This is a genomic window from Streptomyces sp. NPDC048436, from assembly GCF_043200355.1.
Taxonomy (GTDB): Bacteria; Actinomycetota; Actinomycetes; order Streptomycetales; family Streptomycetaceae; genus Streptomyces.
Genome location: NZ_JBICXP010000004.1, coordinates 320,634 through 339,301, shown reverse-complemented (window position 1 = coordinate 339,301; position 18,668 = coordinate 320,634). Strand labels below are relative to the sequence as shown.

Sequence of the window (18,668 nt, the reverse complement as noted above, 5' to 3'; positions counted from 1 at the left end):
GAAGCAAAAAGAACTTCCCCACCCATAAGGTGGTCACCGCACCGACGACATCACCCTGGCAGGAGTGCAGTGCACCGCAGCCGTCTCGCGCTCACCGCGGTCCTCGTCCTGTCCGCAGCCCTGCTGGCCGGTGGCTGCGGCGACCCGGGGGGTCTGCGCGGCGCGGGAGCGACGCCCACCGCCCAGGCGCCCACCCGCCTGTGGCCGAAGCTGCCGCCCCCTTCGGCGCCCGCCGAGGACTACGGCACCGTGGAGAGCGTGCCGGTCAAGGGCGTGGACGTGCCGGGCGGGGATCTGCACAAGGTGGATCCGGTCACCGTCACCAAGGCCGACTTCGACAAGAATCCCGGGATATACAGCCGTTCGGACGCGGTCTACAAGCAGACCGTCCAGCAGCTCAAGGCGTGCGACGACGCCCACGCCCACGCCGGGGTCGACACCGGCACCGGCAAATGTCCCGTACTCAACGCCTACTACCGCGATCTCACCGGCGACGGCAAGGACGACCTCATCGTCGGCATCCGGCTCGCCCGGGGGCACGCCGAGAACCTCGACATCCGCGCCTACGCCATGGAGAAGCGGCAGTTGACGCAGATCATGGACATGGGTGACGCGGTGCTCGGCGTCGAGCTCTCCGGCCGTGACGTGATCGTCCGGGCCGTCTCGGGCATGAAGGGGTACGAGTACCGCACCGTCTGGTCCTGGGACTCCCACCGTGGGGCCATGCTGCCGACGACGGACGAGATCGTACGTTCCTCGAACGCGCCCTCGGGGAAGCTCGGACGCAAGAGGTCCGAGCCCACGCCCAGCGCGAAGCCCGCCCCCTCCACCACGCCTTCCGCGAACTCCGCGAGCGGCACCCCATGAGCCGCCGGCTGCCGCGCGGGCCGCGGCTCCCCGCCTGGACGGCGACGCTGACCTGGAAGGCCGCGGTCTTCATCACCGTCATGTGCTGCGCGCTCGCCGCGCTGCTCGGCGCACTCGTCCACGTCTCGGTGACCGACCAGACCGTGGGCCAGGCCCGCGACCACGCCCTCACCCGGCTCGGCGAGGCCACCGACGCGTTCCAGGCGGGCGACGACCTCGGCCCAGGAGCGGGCGTCGATCCGCCGGGGCTTCCCGTGCGGCTGCGGGAGCTCGCGGTGGCCGGTGAGCGCGGGACGATGGTCGGCGCGCGGGACTCCCGGCCGACGATGTGGGCCGCGGGTCCCGCCACCGGCGGGCGCGCCATCGCCGTCCAGGTCGACTACGCCCAGGGGGCCCGCACCATCGACGGCCTCGACCGCGCGATCCTCGGCTCGTCGGTGCTCGCGATCGGGGCGACGCTCCTGGTCGGGGCGTTCGCCGTGACGCGCGTGACGCGGCGCCTGCACCAGACGGCGCGGGTGGCCCGCCGGATCAGCGCGGGCGATCTCGACGCCCGCGTGAACGACCCGCGCACCCGCGAGCCCTCCCGCCGCCAGGACGAGGTGGCGGCGGTCTCCGGCGCCCTCGACACGATGGCGTCCTCGCTCCAGGGCAAGCTCCAGAGCGAGCAGCGGTTCACCGCCGACGTGGCGCATGAGCTGCGCACCCCGCTGACCGGTCTGCACGCGGCGGCCGAGCTGCTCGAACCGGGCCGCCCCACCGAGCTGGTGCGCGACCGGGTCGCCGCCCTGCGCACCCTCACCGAGGACCTCCTGGAGATCTCCCGGCTCGACGCGAAGAGCGAGCACGTGGACCTGGACGACCACCATCTCGCCCCACTGGCCGAGCGCGCGGTGCGGGGTTCGGGGGTCGACGCCGAGCTGGTCCTCGTACGCGACGTCTGTGTGGTGACCGACCGGCGGCGTCTGGAGCGGGTGCTCGGGAATCTGATCGCCAACGCGGCCAAGCACGGGCGGCCACCCATCGTGGTGACCGTCGACGGGCCCGCGGTCTCCGTGCGCGACCACGGCGAGGGATACCCGGACTACCTGGTGGAACACGGGCCGCAGCGGTTCCGCACGGAGGGCACGACCAAGGGGCACGGGCTCGGCCTGACGATCGCGCTGGGCCAGACGGCGGTGCTCGGCGCGCGGCTCTCGTTCGCCAACGCGGCGGACGGCGGGGCGGTGGCGACGCTGACATTGCCGTACGAGGAGTCCGCGGGGGCCGGTGCAAGGGATGCCGACGGGGCGGTCTGACGGGCGGTCTGACGCCGCGTGACCTTTTGCGCGCGCAGCGTGCCGATTTTACTGTGAATTGCGGCCTATGACCCATGTGTTTCGGCCCACGGGTCGCATCACACCCGTCCCTTCCTCAGAGGAGGCCCCATGTCCCTTCGGCCCACCGCGACCCTCACCCGGCTCGGCATACTCGTGGCCGGCGGCGCACTCGCGGCGCTCACCGTCACCGGCCCCGCCGTCGCCGCCGACGACGCAGGCCACAACCCGCGCGTCTACAAGGGCCGCGTCACCGCCAAGCACGGACTGCTCCTTCGCACCTCGCCCACCCGGGGCAGCAGGGTGGTCCGCACCGAGCGGTACGGGAAGATCGTCCACATCTTCTGCAAGACGACCGGCAGCCGCGTCAGCAACAACAACCGCTGGTATCTGCTCACCGACGGCACCTGGGCCTGGGGCGCCGCGCACTACATCGCCAACATCGGGCCCGCGCCGCGGTGGTGCTGACGCACCGCCAGCACACGGTGACATAAGCGGACATCGGAGCCTATCGCTTGCTACGTTCCGGGCATGACCGGAACAACAGCGGGCTCGGCACCACCTACCGTCCCCGCTGTTCGCCTACCCCGGCGCCGTGGCACCGAAGTGGCCCTCATCGTCGTGGCCGTCCTGCTCTCCGTGTACGGCTACTGCGGCGTCGGCCTCGCCAAGAACGGCACCGTCCCGCCCGGCGCCGCCGGTTACGGCGCCGGGCTCGGGGTGCTCGCGCTCCTGGCCCATCTCGCGATCCGCTTCCGCGCGCCGTACGCCGATCCGCTGCTCCTGCCGATCGCCGTGCTCCTCAACGGCCTGGGGCTCGTCCTGATCTACCGGCTCGACCTGGAGACCCCCGGCGACGAGGCGGCGCCCACGCAACTCGTCTGGTCCACCGTCGGCGTGACCCTGTTCATCGCCGTCGTGGTCATCCTGCGCGACCACCGGATCCTCCAGCGGTACGCGTACATCAGCGTCGTCGCCGCGCTGGTCCTGATGATCGTGCCGATCTTCTTCCCGGCCGTGAACGGTGCCCGCATCTGGATCAGGATCGGCGGATTCTCCATCCAGCCCGGCGAGTTCGCGAAGATCCTGCTCGCGGTCTTCTTCGCCAGCTATCTCTCCGCCAACCGCAACGCGCTCGCCTACACGGGCCGTACGGTCTGGAAGCTGACGAAGCTGCAACTGCCGACCGGCCGTGTGCTCGGCCCGATCGTCGCGATCTGGCTCCTGAGCGTCGGGGTCCTCGTCCTTGAGCGGGACCTCGGCACCTCGCTGCTCTTCTTCGGGCTCTTCGTGATCATGCTGTACGTCGCCACGGGCCGCACCGGCTGGATCGCGGTCGGCCTGCTGCTCGCCGGGTTCGGCGCGTTCGCGGTGGGCTCGCTCGAACCCCATGTGCACAGCCGCGTCGAGGACTGGCTGCACCCCTTCGCCTCGATCGACGCGGGCGAGGGACCCAACCAACTGGCCCAGTCCCTCTTCGCGTTCGCGGCCGGCGGGATGCTCGGCACCGGGCTCGGGGCGGGGCACTCCATCCTCATCGGCTTCGCTGCCAAGTCCGACTTCATCCTGGCGACGGCGGGCGAGGAGCTAGGCCTCGCGGGGCTCGCCGCGATCTTCCTGCTTTACGCACTCCTGGTGGAGCGCGGCTACCGGGCGGGCCTTGCCCTGCGGGACGCCTTCGGGCGGCTGCTCGCGGTGGGGCTCGCCTCGATCGTCGCGCTCCAGGTGTTCGTGATCGCGGGCGGGGTGAGCGGGCTCATTCCGCTGACCGGCATGGCGATGCCGTTCCTGGCACAGGGCGGTTCCTCGGTCGTCACCAACTGGATCATCGTGGCGCTGCTCATCCGGGTCAGCGACTCGGCCCGCGGCCAGCCGGTCGGCCCCCCGAAGGAGCACGCGTGACCAGGTATATCCGCCATGCCGCCGCGTTCTGCGCCCTGCTGCTCATCGCCCTGCTCGTGAACGCGACCCGCGTCCAGGTCGTGCAGTCCGGAACCTACGACGACAACCCCGCCAACCGCCGCCAGGCCATCACCCGCTTCGGCCAGCCGCGCGGCGACATCATGGTCGACGGCCGCGCGGTCACCGGTTCCAAGGACACCGGGGAGCAGCTCCGCTATGAACGGACGTACAGGAACGGCCCGTTGTACGCCTCCGTGACCGGATACGCCTCGCAGGTCTACGGCACGACCCTCCTGGAGAACGCCGAGGACGACATCCTCTCCGGCACGGACCCGATGCTCGCCCCGCTCCCCCTCTGGAACGACATCACCCGCGCCCAGAACCCGGGCGGCATGGTGCGGACGACCATCAAGGCAGCCGCGCAGCAGGCCGCGTACGCGGGGCTCGGCGGGAAAAAGGGCGCGGTCGCCGCGATCGAGCCGTCGACCGGCAAGATCCTCGCCCTGGTCAGCACGCCTTCGTACGACCCCGAGCGGCTCTCGGGCACCAGCGCGTCGGTGGCGCGGTCCTGGGCGTCACTGAACGCCGCTGCCGACAAGCCGATGCTGAACCGGGCGATCCGGCAGACGTATCCGCCGGGGTCCACATTCAAGGTGGTGACGGCAGCGGCGGCGCTGGACGCGGGCACGGTCACCGACCTGGACGCCCGCACCAAGTCCCCCAATCCCTACACGCTGCCGGGGACGACCACGCAGCTGACGAACGAGGTCGAGGGCTGCACGAACGCGACCCTGCGGTACGCCTTCACATGGTCCTGCAACACGTTCTTCGCCAAGCTGGGCGCGGACATCGGGCTGAGCGACATGCTGGGGACGGCGCGGAACTTCGGCTTCAACGACGACGGTCTGAAGATCCCGTCGGCGGTGGCGGCGAGCAACTTCGACACGTCCATGGACGACGCGCAGCTGGCGCTCTCCTCGATCGGCCAGTACGACACCCGGGCGACCCCCTTGCAGATGGCGATGGTCTCGGCGGCGGTGGCCAACGGCGGCTCGGTCGAGGCCCCCCACCTGGTGGACGAGACGACGACGGACGACGGCGACGTGGTGCACAACACCGGCAACAAGTCCCTGCACCAGGCGATGAACCCGGCCACGGCGATGCAGCTGCGGGAGCTGATGACCGACGCCGTCGAGAAGGGCACCGGCGGCAACGCGGCGATCCCCGGCGTGACGGTCGGCGGCAAGACGGGCACGGCCCAGCACGGCGTGGACAACACCGGGACTCCCTACGCCTGGTTCATCTCCTGGGCCCAGCGATCCGGCGAGGCCGAGCCTTCGGTGGCCGTGGCGGTGGTGGTGGAGGACGCGGCGGCGGACCGCGGGGACATCAGCGGCGGCGGGAGCGCGGCGCCGGTCGCGAAGGCGGTGATGGAGGCGGTGCTGAGGGGCGGCTGAGGGGCGGCTGAGGGCCGGGGTCAGGACTCCGAGGGCGGCGAGCCGCCGGCGGCGATCATGTCCTCCACCTCCGCCACGCGCTGCCCCTCTTCCGCCGCGAACCGTTCCGCGTCCAGCTTCTCGGCGATCTCCTCGTCCTGCGCCATCAGCTGGTCGAGGTTGGCGTTGCCCATCTCGAACACGCCCATGTCGACGTACGCCTCCTGCAGCCGCTTGCCCCACAGGCCGATGTCCTTGACGCACGGGACGATGCGGCTGAAGAGCAACTGCCGGAAGATGGCGAGGAATTCGGAGTTCTCACTGCACTCCTCGGCTTCCGCCTTGGGGATGCCGAAGTTCTCCAGTACCTCGACGCCGCGCAGGCGGTCGCGCATCAGGTAGCAGCCCTCGATGACGAATTCCTCGCGCTCGCGCAGTTCCGCGTCGGAGAGCTGCTTGTAGTAGTCGCGCAGGGCCATGCGGCCGAAGGCCACGTGCCGGGCCTCGTCCTGCATGACGTACGCAAGGATCTGTTTCGGCAGCGGCTTGTCCGTCGTGTCGCGGATCATGCCGAAGGCGGCGAGCGCGAGGCCCTCGATGAGGACCTGCATGCCGAGGTAGGGCATGTCCCAGCGGGAGTCGCGCAGCGTGTCGCCGAGCAGCGACTGAAGGTTGTCGTTGATCGGGTAGAGCATGCCGATCTTGTCGTGCAGGAAGCGGCCGTAGACCTCCGCGTGCCGCGCCTCGTCCATGGTCTGGGTCGCCGAGTAGAACTTCGCGTCCAGGTCGGGGACGGACTCCACGATGCGGGCCGCACAGACCATCGCGCCCTGCTCGCCGTGCAGGAACTGGCTGAACTGCCAGGAGGCGTAGTGCTTGCGCAGCTCACCCTTGTCGCGTTCGGTCATCTTCGCCCAGTGCCGGGTGCCGTAGAGCGAGAGCGATTCGTCGGGGGTGCCGAGGGGGTCGAGCGGATCGACCTCCAGGTCCCATGCGATGCGCTTGGCGCCGTCCCACTGCTTGTCCTTGCCCTTCTGGTAGAGGGCGAGGAGCCGGGCGCGGCCCTCGTCGTACTCCCAGCTGAAGCGGGCGGCGCCGGTCGCCGGAATCTGCCAGGTGGTTTCGTCCGGGGCGTGGGTGTACAGCTCATGCGTGGACACTGACGGCTCCTAGGGGTGGGCCTTCGCTCTCCGTGATCGTTAAGTGGTCGTTCCGCGCTGCTTCCGACTGCCTTGTACTAACTGGTAGTTGGCAGGCTCACACGCTCGTAGACGCGGGGTCAACAAGTCGTGCGCAAGGGATTGACGCCCTTGCTGACGGGCAGTCTCATAAGACATGACCGCCGGTAACTGTGACGACGAGGCAGGGACAGAGTCATGACGACCATCACGGAGGACGCGGCGATCGAAGGGCTGCGGGACGCGCTCGGACTGCTCAAGGACCGGGAGCAGGTGGCCGAGCGGCTGCTCGACTCCTCCGCCAAGCATTCCTTCGACCCCGACAAGGAGCTGGACTGGGACGCGCCCTTCGAGGAGGGCAAGTGGTTCTGGCCCCCGGAGCTGGTGTCCCTGTACGGCACGCCGATGTGGCAGCGGATGAGCGAGGAACAGCGCATCGCGCTCTCCCAGCACGAGGCCGCGGCGCTCGCCTCCCTCGGCATCTGGTTCGAGCTGATACTGATGCAGCTTCTCGTACGGCACATCTACGACAAGCCGGCCACGAGCGCGCACGTGCGGTATGCCCTGACGGAGATCGAGGACGAGTGCCGGCACTCGAAGATGTTCGCGCGTCTCATCACGCGCGGGGACACTCCGTACTACCCGGTCAGCACCGTGCACCGACACCTCGGCCGCCTCTTCAAGACCATCTCGACGACGCCCGGTTCGTTCACGGCGACGCTGCTGGGTGAGGAGATCCTCGACTGGATGCAGCGCCTCACGTTCCCCGACGAGCGCGTCCAGACCCTCGTACGCGGCGTGACGCGGATCCACGTCGTGGAGGAGGCGCGCCATGTGCGGTACGCCCGTGAGGAGCTGCGCCGCCAGATGGTGACGGCACCGCGCTGGTCCCAGGAGTTCACCCGCCTCACCTCCGGCGAGTTCGCCCGCGTCTTCTCCGTCGCCTTCATCAACCCCGAGGTCTACACGAACGTCGGCCTGGACAAGCGCGAGGCCATGGCGCAGGTCAAGGCGAGCGGCCACCGCCGCGAGATCATGCAGACCGGGGCGAAGCGGCTGACGGACTTCCTGGACGACATCGGGGTGCTGCGGGGCGCGGGGCGGCGGCTGTGGAAGAGCTCGGGGTTGCTTGCCTGAAGAGCTCGGGGCTGCTGGCGTAGGGAAGGGCGCAGCGAAGAGGGGGCGGCTGGTTCCGGGGCGCTTGTTCGAGCGGGCGGTTACGCTGCGAGGCATGACCTCGCCTGCTCCCACCCGCGCGTACCGGCGCCTCAGCGTCGAGGAGCGGCGGCTTCAGCTCCTGGAAGCCGCCCTGTCCCTCTTCGCCGTGCGCGCGCCCGACGAGGTCTCCCTCGACGACGTGGCGGAGGCGGCCGGGGTGTCACGGCCGCTGGTCTACCGCTATTTCCCGGGCGGCAAGCAGCAGTTGTACGAGGCCGCGCTGCGCTCCGCCGCCGATGAGCTGGAGCAGTGCTTCGCCGAACCGCCGGAGGGACCGCTGACCCGGCGCCTCGCGAACGCCCTCGACCGCTACCTCGCCTTCGTCGACCAGCACGACGCGGGGTTCAGCGCGCTGCTGCAGGGCGGCAGTGTCGTGGAGACCTCGCGTACGACCGCCATAGTGGACGAGGTGCGCAGGACGGCGGCCGAGCACATACTCGCCCATCTGGAGGTCGTCGGGGTCACGGGCCCGCGCCTGCGGATGACCGTGCGGATGTGGATCACCTCCGTCGAGGCGGCGTCCCTGATCTGGCTCGACGAGGAGAAGCAGCCGCCGCTCGACGAGCTGCGGGACTGGCTGGTCGAGCAGTTCATGGCGGTCCTCGTGGCCTCCGCGGGCCGCGATCCGCAGACCGCGGAGGCGGTACGGGGAGCGCTGGCCATGGAGACCGCGGACGGCCCCGCGGGCGCGCTCGCCCGGCGTGTGCTGCCCGTGGTGAGCGACGCGGCGCACCTGCTGTGACGCTCGGCGGCCGCCTGCTGTGACACTGGCCGGGTGAAGAGCGAAGACACCCCGTTTATGGGCGGGCCCCTGGACGGCCGCGTCCTGCCCATCCTGCTTGGCCCGACCGGCCACCCCCCGAAGGTGTACCGGGTCCCGGTGCCGGACGAGGCGGGCGGCCCGCCGACCGTGCTCGTGTACCGCCGGGTGGCCAGGGCCGCGGGGAAGCGGTTCGGGCTGCATCCGGGCTGGAAGTACGAGTACGACCCCGAGGGCGACAAGGCCGGGTCCGGACTGAAGTGGCCTTGGTCGAAGCCGGGCACCGCGGGCTGAGCGCCGCCGGGGCAAGCGCGGCGCGCCGCGGGGCCCTGGACGAGTGACCTCATTGCGCCAACCCGCGCACCTCCAGGAGGCGGGTCCCGCCGGGGCGGCTGATGCTCGCGGTGCGGGGCGGACGTGCCGCCGCGCTCGGGAGGTGATGGCATGTCAGGCAGGCTGCTGCGGTGGGTCGGTACGGGGGCGGCGGTCGGCGCGCTGCTGGCGCCGGCTTCTCCGGTGTACGCGGCTCCCGACCCGGGGGCGGACACCGGCGAGCGCCCGGTCTCCGAACTCCTGACGGACCTTCAGAAGCTGTACCGGAAGGCCGAGGAGTCGACGGAGACGTACAACGCGACCGCGGAGAAGCTCAAGGAGCAGCGCGCCGAGGTCACCCGCCTCAACGGCAGCCTGGCGCGGGCGAGGACTTCGCTGCGCGACAGCCGGGGCGCGGTGGGCCGCTTCGCGCGGGAGCAGTACCAGGGCACTACGGAGATCTCCCCCTACGTACGTCTCCTGCTGGCGCGCGATCCGCAGCGGGCGCTCGACCAGGGGCACGTGATCGGGCGGGCGGCGGCGGGGCGGGCGGCGACGGTGAAGCGGCTTGTGGGGGGCGAGCAGCGGGCGGCCACGCTCGCCTCGAAGGCAGAGGTCGCCCTGAAGACCCAGCTCTCCCTGGCCTCGCGGCAGAAGTCGGCGCGGGACACGGTGCGGGGGCAGCTGAAGGAGGTGGAGGAGTTGCTCGCCTCGCTCAGCACGGAGCAGCTGACGGAGCTGGCGCGGGCGGAGGAGGAGGGGATGGCCACGGCCCAGAAGAGGTTCCTCGCTTCGGGCTCGCTGGGGGGCGCGGGGGGCGTGGGGGGCTCGGGGGGCTCCCCGGCGGCTCGTCCTCCGTCGCGGCAGGGGGACTCCGCGCTTGACTACGCGGTGAAGCAGATCGGCAAGCCCTACAAGTGGGGCGCGGAGGGCCCGGGCTCCTTCGACTGCTCCGGTCTCACCTCGAAGGCGTGGGAGGCGGCGGGGCGGACGATTCCGCGTACGTCCCAGGAGCAGTGGGCGCAGCTGCGGCGGGTGTCCTTGCGGAAGCTGCGGCCGGGGGATCTCGTTGTCTACTTCCCCAAGGCCACGCATGTGGCGCTGTACTTGGGAGACGGCATGGTGATCCAGGCCCCGCGCCCCGGGGCGAGGGTAAAGGTCTCCCCCATCGCGGCAAACCCGCTGCGCGGCGCGGTACGCCCTGACCCTGCGGAGTCCCCCATGAAGGGCTACGTCCCGCCGAAGCTGCCGCGCGGGGCCCTGAAGGGCACGGACAAGGGCTACGCCTCTACGCGGGCGCCGTCGGCGTAGCCCCTCCCGAACGAACCTCTCCCACCCACCCGCCCGATTGCCCGGCAGCTGCACCCCCACCGAACAAGCCTTCCCACCCACCCGCCCGATTGCCCCGAAGCCTCACCCGCACCGAACAAGCCTTCCCGCCCGCCCACCCGATTGCCCCGCGGCTTTGTCCGCACGAACAGGCTTACCGGCCCAGTCACCCACCCGCCGCAACTTCGCCCGCACCGAACGAGCTCTCCCATCCGCCCGTCTTCCCCGAGCGCCAGCAGCTGCGGGGTGAACGGGTGGGTGGGCGGGAAAGACCCGGCGCGAAGCGGCGGATCAAGGGCGCCCCGCTCCACGGCCCGACGGATACGGGCCGCCCCTGCGCCGTAGGGAAGCTCCGCCGCGAGGCGGCAGTTCAGGGCCCCGCGGACCGACGGATACGGCAGCCAATCTGCGCCGCAGGGCAATCGGGTGGGTGGGCGGGAAAGACCCGCCGCGAAGCGGCGGATCAGGGCAGATCGCCCCGCGGAATGACAGAAACGCCCCCGCGCCGCAGGCACCCGGCGCCGCCCACCCCCCGGGAGCCAACTACCCCGCGAGCCCCGCCAGGTACGCGCCCGTCTTCTCCGGCTCATAGAAGAAGTTCTCGAAGTCCGAAGGGTCGTTGAAGCCGTTCGCGAACCGATCCGCGGCCGGCTGCAGCTGGCCCGCCGCGCCGATCAGGTTCAGGACGTGCTCCGGCGGCGGCGACAGCATCGCGTTCGTCCACTTGGTGACGTGCTGGGCCGTCTCCCAGTAGCGGTCGAAGGCCGACTGCATCCACTCCTCGTCGAACGGCTTGTCGCCGTGCTCGATGATCGAGGAGAGGTACGAAGCCGCGCACTTCGACGCCGAGTTGGAGCCCTGCCCCGTGATCGGGTCATTCGCCACGACCACGTCCGCGACGCCCAGGACGAGTCCGCCACCGGGCAGCCGGCCCACAGGCTTGCGCACCGTCGGCGCGTAGCGGCCGGACAACGTGCCGCCCGCGTCCGTCAGTTCGACCTTGGTCGCCCGCGCGTACTCCCACGGCGTGAACTTCTCCAGGAGCTCCAGCGTCAGCGCCAGGTGCTCCGAGGGGTCCTTGACCCCCTGGAAGACGTCCAGGGGGCCGCCCGGTACGCCCTCCCAGAACAGGATGTCCGCACGCCCCGACGTCGTCAGCGTCGGCATGACGAAGAGCTCGCCCACCCCCGGCACCAGATTGCACCGCACCGCCTCGAACTCGGGGTGCTCGGGCCGCGGGCCCATCCCGTGGACGTACGCGACGGCCAGCGCCCGCTGCGGCGCGTCGTAGGGAGAGCGCGAGGCGTCGCGCTCGAACATCGAGACGAGCTCGCCCTTGCCCGCCGAGACGAGCACGAGGTCGTACGTGCGGGAGAAGTAGTCGAGATCCGAGACCGCGGCGCCATGGATGACCAGCTGGCCGCCCCGCTGAGCGAAGGTCTCCATCCAGCCCGCCATCTTCACGCGCTGGTCGACGGACTGGGCGTACCCGTCCAGCTTGCCGACCCAGTCGATGACGCGGGAGGAGTCAGGACCGGCGACCGAGACGCCCACGCCCTCGATCTTGGGCGCCTGTGACTCCCAGAAGTTCAGCTGCAGATCGCGCTCGTGCTGGAGCGCCGTGTGGAACATGCACTGCGTGGACATCACACGGCCGGAACGGACCTCGTCCGCCGTGCGGTTGGACATCAGGGTGACCTCGTACCCCTGTGACTGGAGTCCGAGAGCGATCTGGAGACCGGCCTGACCGGCTCCGACGACGAGTATCTTCCGCATGCGGCTGCTTCTCCTACGTACTAAAAAGCTTAAGGCTAAAAAGGTTTAGGCTAAAGCTATTCGGGGGCTGCTGCCAAGGCGTGGCCGACCAGTGACAGCAACGACTCGATCACCGAGATCCGCTGCCTCGCGTCCATGATCAGCACCGGTATGTGCGCCGGGATCGTCAGTGCCTCACGGACGTCCGCGGGCTCGAACTCCTCGGTGCCGTCGAAGTGGTTGACGGCCACGACGTACGGGAGCCCGCAGCTCTCGAAGTAGTCGAGTGCCGGGAAGCAGTCGGGCAGGCGGCGGGTGTCGGCGAGGACGACCGCGCCTATCGCGCCGCGCACCAGGTCGTCCCACATGAACCAGAACCGCTGCTGCCCCGGCGTACCGAAGAGGTACAGGACGAGGTCGTCGTCGAGCGTGATCCGCCCGAAGTCCATGGCGACCGTGGTCGTGGTCTTGTCCGGCGTCGACGTGAGGTCGTCCGTGTCCTCGCTCGCCTGCGTCATCAGCGCCTCCGTCTGGAGGGGCGTGATCTCGGAGACCGCGGTGACCAGGGTCGTCTTGCCGACGCCGAACCCGCCCGCCACCACGATCTTCGTCGCGATCGGAGCACGGGTACGGTCCGTCTGCCACGCCTGGAGGTTCTCGTCCGGGTCGGGGCCCGGGTGGCGGAGTTCAGAGACGGCGGAGTCCACTCAGCACCCTTTCCAGCAGTGCGCGGTCCGGCTGTCCCGGGCCGTGGCCCGTCCCGTACACGCGGATCTTTCCCTGGTCTGCGAGGTCGCTGAGCAGTACGCGGACCACGCCGAGCGGCATCTTCAAAAGCGCGGCGATCTCCGCCACCGTACGCATCCGGCGGCAGATCTCGACGATGGCCCGCATCTCCGGCATGACACGGGTGGAGAGGTTGCCCTGCGGCAGTTCGAGCCGCTCCTCGGGGGCTTCGAGCGCCGCCACGAAGGTCTCGACGAGCAGGACGTGGCCGAAGCGGGTGCGCCCGCCGGTGAGCGAGTACGGGCGTACGCGCGAGGGTTTGCGGTCGGCACCCCGCTGGGGAAGCTTGCCGGGCTTACTGCTCATCGGACGCTCTCCATCGACTGGCGCAGCTCACTGCGGAGTTCGGGGGTGAGGACGTGCCCGGCGCGGCCGACGAAGAGCGCCATGTGGTACGCGACGACGCTCATGTCGCAGTCCGGGGTCGCGTGCACGCCGAGCAGCGAGCCGTCGCTGATCGACATCACGAAGAGGCTGCCCTCCTCCATCGCGACGACGGTCTGCTTGACCGATCCTGCTTCCATCAGCTTGGCCGCGCCGATGCAGAGGGAACCGAGTCCGGAGACGATCGTGGCGAGGTCCGCGCTCGACCCCTTGGGGCCCGAACTGTTGTCGGCCGCCTGCTCGTTGTTGCGTGCGGGGTCGGAGGAGAGCAGGAGCAAGCCGTCGGACGAGACCACCGCGACCGAAAGCAGACCTTGCACCTCCTCGACGAGATTCGTCAGCAGCCAGTGCAGGTTGCGTGCTTCGCTGCTCAGTCCGAAACGGGCGGAGGTGCCTCCGGCGGTGGAGCTGCCGGTGGATTTACTGCCGGTGGAAGAACTGGGCGAGCGCATGGGCGCAGTCAACTACTTGCCTCCTCGACTGTGTCCCCCATGTTGTTTTCGGTCTCTTTGGTCTCTGCGGTCTCTTCGGTCTCTTCGGTCTCTTCGTTACGTTCGGTCAGCTCGGTGAGCTCGGCCTCTACGTCACGGCGACCGCTCATGGCGCCCTGGTGGAAGCCGCCCAGGCGCTTGCGCAGCGCTTCGGCGTCCACGGAGCTGCGTGCCTTGGGCACGGTGGGCTCGGGCGCGGTGATCTTGGGCGTGCGTTTGGGGAGGCCCTTGTCGGTGACGCGCTCCCACTTGGGGGCGGGCTCGGCTTCGGCTTCCGCTTCGGGCCCGGCTTCGGGAGCCGCCGCATCCGGTTCCTTGACGGCTTCCGGCTCCTCCGGAGCGGGCGGCACCGCCAGCTCCATGGTCGTCTCGGCCTCACGCACCGTCTGCTCGGCAGCCGCGATCAGCGGGTCCGCACCGGCGGCCTTGGGCACCACGGTGGCGGAGCCCGCCGAACGCCCCGGCAGCACGTTGGAGTTCGCCTCGGCCTCCGACCCGGGCAGATGCACGGCGGGCGCCGCCCCGGCCACCGGGACGCCGACCGGCGGCGCGCCCACCGCGGGAGCGGCGGCGAGGATCGACTTCGGCAGGACCACGACCGCCGCGACACCGCCCTGCTTCTGCTCGCGAAGACGCACCCGCGCACCGTGCCGCGCGGCGAGCCGCGCCACGACGTAGAGGCCGAGCCCGAGCCCGTCCCCGCTCTCCTGGTCGTACGCGTCGTCCGGACGGAACTCCGCGAGGCGGGAGTTGAGTTCGTTCATCCGGTCCGGGGTGACGCCTATCCCCTCGTCCTGCACGGAGAGCATCACCTCGCCGCCCTCCAGGAGCCAGCCCGATACCTCGACGGAGGCGTCCGGCGGCGAGAACGACGTCGCGTTCTCCAGGAGTTCGGCGACCAGGTGGCTGATGTCGTCGGCGGCGAAGCCCGCGACGTGCGCGTGCGGCGGCAGCGTGGCGATGCGCACCCGCTCGTACCGCTCGATCTCACTGACGGCGGCGCGCACGACGTCGACGAGCGGGACCGGTCCTGGGTGCTGGTGGCCGTGCTCGGCGCCTGCGAGGACCAGGAGGTTCTCGCTGTGGCGGCGCATGACCGTGGCGAAGTGGTCGAGCTTGAAGAGCGTGGCGAGGCGGTCGGGGTCCTGCTCGCGGTCCTCCAGGTTCTCGATGACGGCGAGTTGCCGCTCGACCAGACCGAGGGTGCGCAGCGCCAGATTCACGAAGGTGCCGTGGATGGACTGGCGCACGCGTTCCAAGTGCGCGGAGGCCTCGGCCAGTTCGGCACGCAGGGTCTCGCGCTCGTCGGCCATGGACTTCCGCCGGCCGATGAGGTGCTTGCGGTCCGCTTCGAGCGTGGTGAGGCGCTCGGTGAGGGCGGACGCGTGGCCGTGCAGCGCGTTGACGGACCGTACGACCTGGGCGAACTCGTCGTCACGGCCCGTGAAGCGGATCGGCTCCTGGGGCGCGGGCTCGGTGGCGAGGCGGGCCGAGCCGATGCGCAGGACGGCGAGCGGGCGGGTCAGGCTGCGGGCCATCCCCATGGAGACGCCGACCGCGACGAGCAGGGTGACGCCGATGAGCGCGACGCGGATCTCAAGGGCCGTGACGTCGTCGTCGCGGAGCTGGGCGAGGTCCTTGGTGCGCTGCACGGTGAGCGCGGACTCGGCGCCCCGCATCATCTCGATGCGGGCGGAGAGCGTGGCGTCGAGCTTCTTGCGGTCGTAGGCACGCTCGGCGGTGGAGAGCGTGGGCTGGTCGGTGAGGCGGGTGAGGTACTTCTCCGCCGCCGTCACCTCATGGCCCGTGACGGTCGAGTCGTACGTGGAGCGGGCGCCGTCCGTGGCCGCGTCCCGGAAGTCGGCGAGGGCCGCCTCCGCGCGGACGTGGGCCTGCTGGGCGGCGGCGCTGAGGCCGTCGCGGCGCTTGCTGCCCGCGGCGGACTCCGCGACGACCGTGGTGGGCAGGCCGGTGACGGGGTCGACGGCGGTGCTGGTCTCGGTGGTACGCGGGACGGCGAGGGCGGCGAGGAGCAGGCCTCGGGCGCTGGCCGTCTGTTCGACGGCGTGGTCGAGGTCCGCGAGCGCGTAGGCACCGGAGCCCGCGCGGGGCGGGGTCCGCTCGGCGAGTTCGCTGGTGAGGCCGTGCAGTTCGGCGATGACGTCCGAGTACGCCGTGTGTGCTTGGAGAGCACTGCTCTTGCCGGTGAGCGCCGCTCTGCGTACGGCGGCGATGTCGGCGAGGTCCTTGCGCAGCCCGGCCGGTGCGTCGGCGGTGCGCAGCTCGTCGATCTGGCGGTCGACGCGGGCGCTGCGGCTCTCGGAGAGGCCCTGGCCCTGCGGGCGGCCCGCCGCGATGAACGAGGTGACCTCGTCGCGCTCATCGGCCAGGGAGTGGCCGAGGGACACGGCGTCCTGGGTGCGCTCGGCGAGGGTCACCAGGCGCTGCGCGTCGCTCAGTTGGCCGGAGGCGGCGACGATGGCAGGTGCTCCGGCCCCGGCGATCGCGGCGGCCACGACGGCGACGGCGACGATCAGCCGATTGCGCACGCGGGCGGTGGGCTTGGCGTTGACGGACTTCGCGGGCCGCGAGGGCTTCGGCTCGGCGGGCTTCGCCCCGGAGGGCTGCGGCTCGGCGGGCTGCGGCTCGGCGGCGGGGCTCGGCTCGGCGGTGTCGGCCGCGACAGGCTCCGCCTCGGCCGGCTTCTCGCTGGGCTTCGAGCCGTCAGGGGCGCTTACGCCAGGGGCAGCGGACTCTCCCGCCAAGCGCTCCGTAGGGGTGGTCGCGCCCGGCGTGGCCCCGTCAGGAGCCGTCTGCTTGCCCTTGCGCCCAGGCCGCATCTTCTGCACCGGTGCTCGCATTCCTGTTTTCGTCCGCCCATGGGGCCCGGGATGACGATCCGTCAACGCACGCGCCCCCCGGTACGGCTCCTGACCCTTCCAGTGCCGATGGGTGGCAGTCGTACATCACATGCCTGGCCACCCGAAGGAGTGAACATCGGCGGGGAGTTGGCGAGCAAGTCCCGACGCGGACCGGATGTTCCGGCCACGGTGCGCCGGTTGGACGTCTCCCGCAGGCTTTGGCAGGATGCGCCGCCACACGCCGCCGGAGGTGATCATTCCGACTGAAATCCGGCGCCTGACCTGCTGGTCCGGGCCAATCCCCATCCGTCTGCGACGCCTGGGCGACCTTGTGAAGGCCTCGTGCAGACTGGCGGAATGCGTATCGAACTCGCCACCGAGCCCGGTGACCCCGCGCGCCCCAACGAGGACTACGTGGCGGTCACGCTTCCCGCATCCGGACAGGGCGGATCGCTGGTCCTTCTGGACGGCGTGACGCCGCCCGCCGGAGATGACGGCTGTCTGCATTCCGTCCCTTGGTTCACGGCGCGGCTCGGGGCCGCACTGGGGGAACTGTCCGTTTCGCGACGGGATATGACGCTCCCTGAGATCCTCGCGGCGGCGATCGCGCGCATCGCGGAGGTTCATCGTCAAACCTGTGACCTTTCTCACCCGCGTACTCCTCAGGCCACCGTGGTTCTGGTGCGTTGGAACGACGAACGGGTCGAGTACCTGGTCCTGTCGGACTCCACGCTCCTGATGGCGGGGCCGGACGGCCGGGTCACGCCGGTGCTCGACGTGCGGCTCGCGGAACTGCCGCCGGCGATCCGCGCGATGCGTGAGGAGGTCCGCGCCCTGCCGCGCGGCTCGGCCGAACGCGAGGTGGCGGGCCGCGCGTACGGAGCGGCCGTCGAGGCGTTGCGCAACGCGGAGGGCGGCTTCTACACCGCGGCGGCCGACCCCGCGGCGGCGGCCCGCGCCGTCACCGGGGAGTGGGCCCGTTCCGAGGTGGCGGCGGTGGCGGCCCTGACGGACGGGGTGGGCCGCTGGGTCGAGACGTTCCGGCAGGGCGACTGGACGGAGTGCTTCGAACTACTGCGCAAGGACGGCCCCCAACGCCTGGTGGACCGGGTCCGCGAACTGGAACGCGGCGACCCCGAGGGCGCGACTTTCCCGCGGGGGAAGCGGCATGACGACGCGGCGGCGGTATACGCAGAGCTGTAACGCGCCCCAAAGGGGCGCGAGGAACGGCGCGACCAGCCACAACGCACCCGCACAGACAAAAGCACGGACACCCCCCCCAGGGGCGCGGGGAACTGCGCGAGCAACCACACTCAACCCGCACCAACAAAAGCACAGGCACCACCCCAAGGGGCGCGAGGAACCGCGCACCCAGCCACAACCGCCCCCGCAGCCGAAGCACCCCCCGCTCAAGCCTCAGCGCAGCACCCCCGCTCAAGCCTCCGCAGAGTCATTCAGCTGGCGCAGCAACCGCGCAAGCTCCGCCACCTCCACCCGGTCCCACCCGGCCAGCTGTCGCACATACCGCTCCCGTCGCCCCGCCCGCACCGTACGGAACCGCGTGCGGCCCACCTCGGTGAGGCGGACCAGCCAGGCGCGCCCGTCGGCGGGGTCGGGCTCGCGGGTGACGAGGCCCAGTTCCTCAAGGGCGCGCAGCTGACGGCTCATCGTCGCCTTGCCGACGCCGATGTACGCGGCCAGAGCCGTGGCCCGCTGCGGCCCGGAGTCGTCGAGGCAGACGAGGAGTCCGTACGCGGCGGGCTCCAGATCGGGGTGGACCTGGCGGGCCATTTCCCCGGAAGAGGCGCGGGCCCGGCGCAGGAGCAGCGTCAACTCCCGCTCCAGGGAGAGGAACTCACGGTCGACACCGCGGTTCACGTCAGCCCCGGGGTCATTCTCGCCCTCGTGCACTTCAGCACCCATGGCACGCTTTCTTTCCGGATCGTCCATCGTCAAAGGTTTCCGCCCCCGCGCGGCACCCGACCGCCCAAGCCGGTGCATCGCCGCAGCTCGGCCAGTATTTCGTAAGGCCGAGCCGCCCCGCTCCGCGGACACCGCCGCAGGAGTAGACCA

17 protein-coding genes are annotated in these 18,668 nt (G+C 70.8%); 10 read left to right on the top strand and 7 right to left on the bottom strand.

The window, feature by feature from the left end:
• Nucleotides 1-69 precede the first annotated feature (69 nt).
• From ACGFX9_RS16410 to ACGFX9_RS16390, 5 genes are all read left to right on the top strand, one after another.
• On the top strand, nt 70-867 hold the full coding sequence (locus tag ACGFX9_RS16410) for a hypothetical protein (protein ID WP_393471402.1): 798 nt from the start codon (nt 70-72) through the stop codon (nt 865-867).
• Complete coding sequence (locus ACGFX9_RS16405) at nt 864-2,165, top strand: ATP-binding protein (RefSeq protein ID WP_393471399.1); 1,302 nt, start codon at nt 864-866, stop codon at nt 2,163-2,165. Before ACGFX9_RS16410 ends, ACGFX9_RS16405 begins: the two co-directional genes overlap by 4 nt.
• Nucleotides 2,166-2,294: 129 nt before the next feature.
• On the top strand, nt 2,295-2,651 hold the full coding sequence (locus ACGFX9_RS16400) for an SH3 domain-containing protein (protein ID WP_393471396.1): 357 nt from the start codon (nt 2,295-2,297) through the stop codon (nt 2,649-2,651).
• Nucleotides 2,652-2,714: 63 nt separating this feature from the next.
• Nucleotides 2,715-4,085 carry an FtsW/RodA/SpoVE family cell cycle protein gene (locus ACGFX9_RS16395; RefSeq protein WP_393471393.1) on the top strand — a complete coding sequence of 457 codons (1,371 nt, stop codon included), beginning with the start codon at nt 2,715-2,717 and terminating at the stop codon, nt 4,083-4,085.
• The gene (locus ACGFX9_RS16390) at nt 4,082-5,542 is read left to right on the top strand and encodes a penicillin-binding transpeptidase domain-containing protein (RefSeq protein WP_393471391.1); all 1,461 of its coding nucleotides are present in this window, start codon (nt 4,082-4,084) and stop codon (nt 5,540-5,542) included. The genes ACGFX9_RS16395 and ACGFX9_RS16390 overlap by 4 nt, the downstream gene beginning before the upstream one ends.
• A gap of 20 nt (nt 5,543-5,562) precedes the next feature.
• Here the strand turns inward: ACGFX9_RS16390 and ACGFX9_RS16385 are convergent, their stop codons facing one another.
• Nucleotides 5,563-6,681 (bottom strand): ferritin-like domain-containing protein, encoded by a 1,119-nt coding sequence (locus ACGFX9_RS16385; RefSeq protein WP_393471388.1) that lies wholly within the window; start codon nt 6,679-6,681, stop codon nt 5,563-5,565.
• A 216-nt stretch (nt 6,682-6,897) separates the two neighbouring features.
• On the opposite strand from ACGFX9_RS16385, the gene ACGFX9_RS16380 reads away from it, so the two are divergent.
• The 4 genes from ACGFX9_RS16380 (at nt 6,898) to ACGFX9_RS16365 (ending at nt 10,300) form a co-directional block, all read left to right on the top strand.
• A complete protein-coding gene (locus ACGFX9_RS16380; protein WP_393471386.1) occupies nt 6,898-7,836 on the top strand; it encodes a diiron oxygenase in 939 nt (312 codons plus the stop codon).
• Nucleotides 7,837-7,930: 94 nt separating this feature from the next.
• On the top strand, nt 7,931-8,659 hold the full coding sequence (locus ACGFX9_RS16375) for a TetR/AcrR family transcriptional regulator (protein ID WP_393471383.1): 729 nt from the start codon (nt 7,931-7,933) through the stop codon (nt 8,657-8,659).
• A gap of 33 nt (nt 8,660-8,692) precedes the next feature.
• Nucleotides 8,693-8,971, top strand: a complete 279-nt coding sequence (locus ACGFX9_RS16370) for a hypothetical protein (protein ID WP_393471380.1) — start codon at nt 8,693-8,695, stop codon at nt 8,969-8,971.
• Nucleotides 8,972-9,121: 150 nt separating this feature from the next.
• Entirely contained in the window at nt 9,122-10,300 is a 1,179-nt protein-coding gene (locus ACGFX9_RS16365; protein ID WP_393471377.1) for an NlpC/P60 family protein, read from the top strand.
• A gap of 561 nt (nt 10,301-10,861) precedes the next feature.
• Here ACGFX9_RS16365 and ACGFX9_RS16360 read toward each other — a convergent pair.
• Genes ACGFX9_RS16360 through ACGFX9_RS16340 form a run of 5 tightly spaced genes read right to left on the bottom strand, consistent with a single transcriptional unit; the run spans nt 10,862 to nt 16,595 of the window.
• Nucleotides 10,862-12,094 carry a styrene monooxygenase/indole monooxygenase family protein gene (locus ACGFX9_RS16360; RefSeq protein WP_393471374.1) on the bottom strand — a complete coding sequence of 411 codons (1,233 nt, stop codon included), beginning with the start codon at nt 12,092-12,094 and terminating at the stop codon, nt 10,862-10,864.
• A gap of 56 nt (nt 12,095-12,150) precedes the next feature.
• On the bottom strand, nt 12,151-12,780 hold the full coding sequence (locus ACGFX9_RS16355; RefSeq protein WP_393471371.1) for an ATP/GTP-binding protein: 630 nt from the start codon (nt 12,778-12,780) through the stop codon (nt 12,151-12,153).
• Nucleotides 12,761-13,165 (bottom strand): DUF742 domain-containing protein, encoded by a 405-nt coding sequence (locus tag ACGFX9_RS16350; protein WP_393471368.1) that lies wholly within the window; start codon nt 13,163-13,165, stop codon nt 12,761-12,763. The genes ACGFX9_RS16355 and ACGFX9_RS16350 overlap by 20 nt, the downstream gene beginning before the upstream one ends.
• Nucleotides 13,162-13,695: a roadblock/LC7 domain-containing protein gene (locus tag ACGFX9_RS16345; protein ID WP_393471365.1), complete on the bottom strand. Its 534-nt coding sequence runs from the start codon at nt 13,693-13,695 to the stop codon at nt 13,162-13,164. Before ACGFX9_RS16345 ends, ACGFX9_RS16350 begins: the two co-directional genes overlap by 4 nt.
• An 8-nt stretch (nt 13,696-13,703) precedes the next feature.
• Complete coding sequence (locus tag ACGFX9_RS16340) at nt 13,704-16,595, bottom strand: nitrate- and nitrite sensing domain-containing protein (protein ID WP_393471362.1); 2,892 nt, start codon at nt 16,593-16,595, stop codon at nt 13,704-13,706.
• Between the two features lie 357 nt (nt 16,596-16,952).
• Between ACGFX9_RS16340 and ACGFX9_RS16335 the strand changes: the two genes are divergently transcribed.
• On the top strand, nt 16,953-17,798 hold the full coding sequence (locus ACGFX9_RS16335) for a hypothetical protein (protein ID WP_393471359.1): 846 nt from the start codon (nt 16,953-16,955) through the stop codon (nt 17,796-17,798).
• Between the two features lie 231 nt (nt 17,799-18,029).
• Here the strand turns inward: ACGFX9_RS16335 and ACGFX9_RS16330 are convergent, their stop codons facing one another.
• Nucleotides 18,030-18,518 carry a MarR family winged helix-turn-helix transcriptional regulator gene (locus tag ACGFX9_RS16330; protein WP_393471357.1) on the bottom strand — a complete coding sequence of 163 codons (489 nt, stop codon included), beginning with the start codon at nt 18,516-18,518 and terminating at the stop codon, nt 18,030-18,032.
• Between the last annotated feature and the right edge of the window lie 150 nt (nt 18,519-18,668).